A 3,470-nucleotide genomic window follows, 5' to 3' on the forward strand; every position below is an offset into this window, starting at 1 on the left:
GCCACTGGATCCATTGCGGAGCGTGGCCCTTGGCCAGGTTGACATTCCTCGGACCTTCGTCCCTGGGCGAGACGGCCTGCACGCTGGAGATCTTCCATCGATCTGCGCGACGGTTCGGCGTTCCGGCGCAGCTGGACGCAGGAGGCAACGCCGGCCGGTGTACGCCGCCGGAAACCGGCGATTATTACCTGGATCCGTTCGTGGTTACGCGGCCACGCCGATCCCGGCAAAATACGTCTGGAAGGTGTTGGCCTCGATTCCGAATGTCCCGTCATTCGGTGCCAACGCGATCGAGCGCCACCAGCTGATGTCGTACATGAACGTCGTTCCGCTGAGAACCCCGACCGTCGGCTCGGTGTTGCCCCATGGATTCCGCAGTATCAGGTACTTACTGCCGTCTCGATAGGCCCAACCAAGTATCGTATAACAATGTGACCCGACGATGTTCGTGTTGTCGTACACAATCTTCTTCGGGCTGGCCGATCCAGTGGAATATGTCCAGGCGGTCATCGGCCGGAATGTCCGGTAGCTCAGCGAGTTCGAGCGGACGACGTCCCACAGCTGGTCGCCTGATCGACTCGCCGTGTCGTAATAAGACGTGTTTCCGCCGGCGAGCTGGGCGGTGGCGAAGACGCAGTCGCCCCAGGCCGTGGCCGTTATGTCCGGTTGATCACTGGAGGTTCCGGTCTTGAGTTTTGCGTATGCCTTCTCATAGACGGCCGGCCAGATCTCACCGGCCTCGCTCGACCGGCAGTAGATGAATCCGCCGCCGCTGCTCAACGGCACTTTCTCGGTCACCTCGACGTCTCGGTCGACCGCGCCGCCGCTGTTCGGCTTGTAGAAGCGCACCATGTCGACGAAGGACTGCTGTGCCGATCCGGTCGCCCTCGTCAGCTGCCTGATCGAAAACGGCGTCGCCCAGGCCACCGCCGCGAGCGCCGCGATGTAGTAGCAGTTCGCCACTGCACCCTGAACCGGGTCGAAGTATTCCGCGGCTTCGTTGAAAAAGGTGCCCGCATCCGTCCACTGTGCGCCCGGCGGGGTCCAGCTGTTCGCACTTCCAGCTGACTGTGGGTCGTAGCTCACGGTCCGCACGATGTCGGCCGTCAGGACGTGCGCGAGACGCCGCAGCCGGTCCTTTTCCGGTACGCGGAGGGTTAACAGGAGGCGGTTACCCGGCCCGGACTCGGCGCGTAGGACAGGTATACCACTTATGTCGTCGGTACCGAACTTCGCACCCAGGTCGCCGAGTACCTCGAGACCCTGGGTCAGATCAACCGATAGTTCCAGATCGTTGACATGCACGACTGTCTCGGAATCGAGCAACGGCGAGCGCACCTGCTGGAGGCGCAGGTTGGCATCGAGCTGGAGACCGGTATAAAGCGGACCTTCGTGTACCGGATCGAAAAGTTCCTCGTAGGGAGTCTGCAGGAGGTCCTCGAGCAGCGATCGCCGGTCCGTGACGGCGTTCCAGTCGATACGCCGTCCGGCAATAACCTCGGCCAACGGGTAGGGATTGATGACACCGCACTGCTGTGCGACATCCGGATTCGGAGTAAAGCTTTCGTCTGACGGCATGCGCGGATCCTCCGGTCGTGCCCTGAGATGATCGGGCTTCCGCCCCTTCTGGCGAGCCCGACGCTAGAGGAACACCGTGGGGGCTGACCCGGGTGGTTTCACCGGACTTTTGGCGGCCGGGTTTCCCCGGGTTTCCCCGGGGCATTGGCGGCGGGCTCAGGGTCGCGGGGTTCGCCATGGGCTGGCCGGCCGCAGGAGGTCGGCTGATCGCAGTAGTACCTCGGCGAGCGTGCGGGCTTCCTCGGGCGTCAGGTAGGCGGCGGCTAGCGCGTCGAGCATCGGCGCGTCCAACCGCAGCAGGATCACCGCCGCCTGCCCCGCGGCGGCGGGCGGCTCCGGCCGGACAGTGATCTCTGCCTGGCCGATCCGTGTGGTCAGGACACCGTCATACGGATCGTGGTGCACCAACGCCATGGTCATCCACTCCTCCCGAACCGAGTTGATCCTGGCCGACGTACTTGTTGGACTCCCGTTGGCCGGTCGGGGTTGCCCTGGTCGGACGTCGAGAACGCGACCGGCCCAGCGGCATCCTCGCGATCCCGGTGGAGCCCCGCTGTCGTCCCGGCGACGTTCGGCCACGTTGTGGTCCTGAGAGTGACGATACAGACGCGCAGTTGAATATTGCTGACGGGAATATTGATCATTATGTGCGAGCAGTAGCTCGACTGTCATCAACAGCTCATAAGAGGAGGGGCGCGATGTCGACGATGTCCGAACGACCCGCTGCTGACGTGTCCGGGAATGATCACAATGATCTGTGTCACCCTGCCCTGATCCGCGGCCTGACCAGGCCGCGGATGGCGTTGCCGCAGGCAGCTCCGCCGCGGTCTGGACGCGTGGGCGCCGAGGCGGATCTTGGACGCCGGGCGTTCCTCCGACTGTCCGGCATGCTGACGGGTGGCGGCGTTCTGCTGGCCGCCTGCGGCTCGCAGAAGGCGGGCCCGCCACCGGTGCCGGCGGGGCCGAGCCCGCTGCCTGCACACACCGTCGCCGACTTCTGGGCCGGCAGGACGCGGGCGGGCCATCTGGACTTCGCGAACTGGCCGCTGTACATCGACACGTTTCCCGGCCAGAAAGACGGGCATCCAACGCTCGATCTGTTCACCAGGACGACGGGAATCACGGTCTCCTACCGGGAGGTCATCGACAACGACGAGTCGTTCTACGCGGGCTTCCGGGCGTTAGTCGAGGCAGGCCGCCCGATCGGTCACGATCTGATGGTCATCACCAACGGTCAGGTGCTCGCGGAGCTCATCCGGCTGAACTACCTGGCACCGCTGGACGGGAATCGGCTGCCCACCTTCTTCGCCAACGCAGACGCGACCGTTGTGAATCCCTCCTACGACCGGGACAACAGGTTCACGGTCGCCTGGCAGTCGGGAATCACGGGGATCGCCTACGACCCGAACCGCACCGGCCGTGAGATCAGGAGTTTCAGCGACCTGTTCGACCCGGCCTTCGCCGGCCGGGTCGGGATGTTCGGCGACGTCCGGGACCTGCCGAACTTCACCCTGGTGGGGCTGGGGATCATGCCGGAAACCTCGACCCCGGCGGACTGGCGCAAAGCCGCGGACACCCTACGCAGGCAGCGTGCTGATCGTATCGTCCACAACTACTACCAGCAGGACTACATCGAGCCACTCAAGAAAGGGGATGTGTGGCTCTCCATGGCGTGGTCCGGCGACATCTTCCAGGCCAATTCCGAAGGCGCGGACCTGCGTTTCGTCGTCCCGGACGAGGGCGGGATCCTCTGGACGGACAGCATGTGCATCCCGGTGACCGCACCGCATCCGGTAGATGCGATCACGCTTATGGACTTCGCGTACCAGACGGACGTCGCCGCGAAGCTGGCCGAAGGAATCAACTACATCACGCCCGTCCCGTTCGCCCGT

Annotated in this window: 3 protein-coding genes; 1 reads left to right on the forward strand and 2 read right to left on the reverse strand. The window is 64.3% G+C overall.

Translation table 11 applies throughout. The annotated features are described in order from the left end of the window. Positions 1 to 204: 204 nt before the first annotated feature. A complete protein-coding gene (locus U9979_RS05590) occupies positions 205 to 1,578 on the reverse strand; it encodes a C2 family cysteine protease (RefSeq protein ID WP_322778531.1) in 1,374 nt (457 codons plus the stop codon). Between the two features lie 156 nt (positions 1,579 to 1,734). Further along, positions 1,735 to 1,992 carry a hypothetical protein gene (locus tag U9979_RS05595; RefSeq protein WP_322748975.1) on the reverse strand — a complete coding sequence of 86 codons (258 nt, stop codon included), beginning with the start codon at positions 1,990 to 1,992 and terminating at the stop codon, positions 1,735 to 1,737. Positions 1,993 to 2,276: 284 nt separating this feature from the next. On the opposite strand from U9979_RS05595, the gene U9979_RS05600 reads away from it, so the two are divergent. After that, the coding region (locus U9979_RS05600; protein ID WP_322778532.1) for a spermidine/putrescine ABC transporter substrate-binding protein at positions 2,277 to 3,470 on the forward strand (1,194 nt) is incomplete at its 3' end.

Source organism: Protofrankia sp. Cas4 (genome assembly GCF_963555915.1).
Classification (GTDB): domain Bacteria; phylum Actinomycetota; class Actinomycetes; order Frankiales; family Frankiaceae; genus Protofrankia.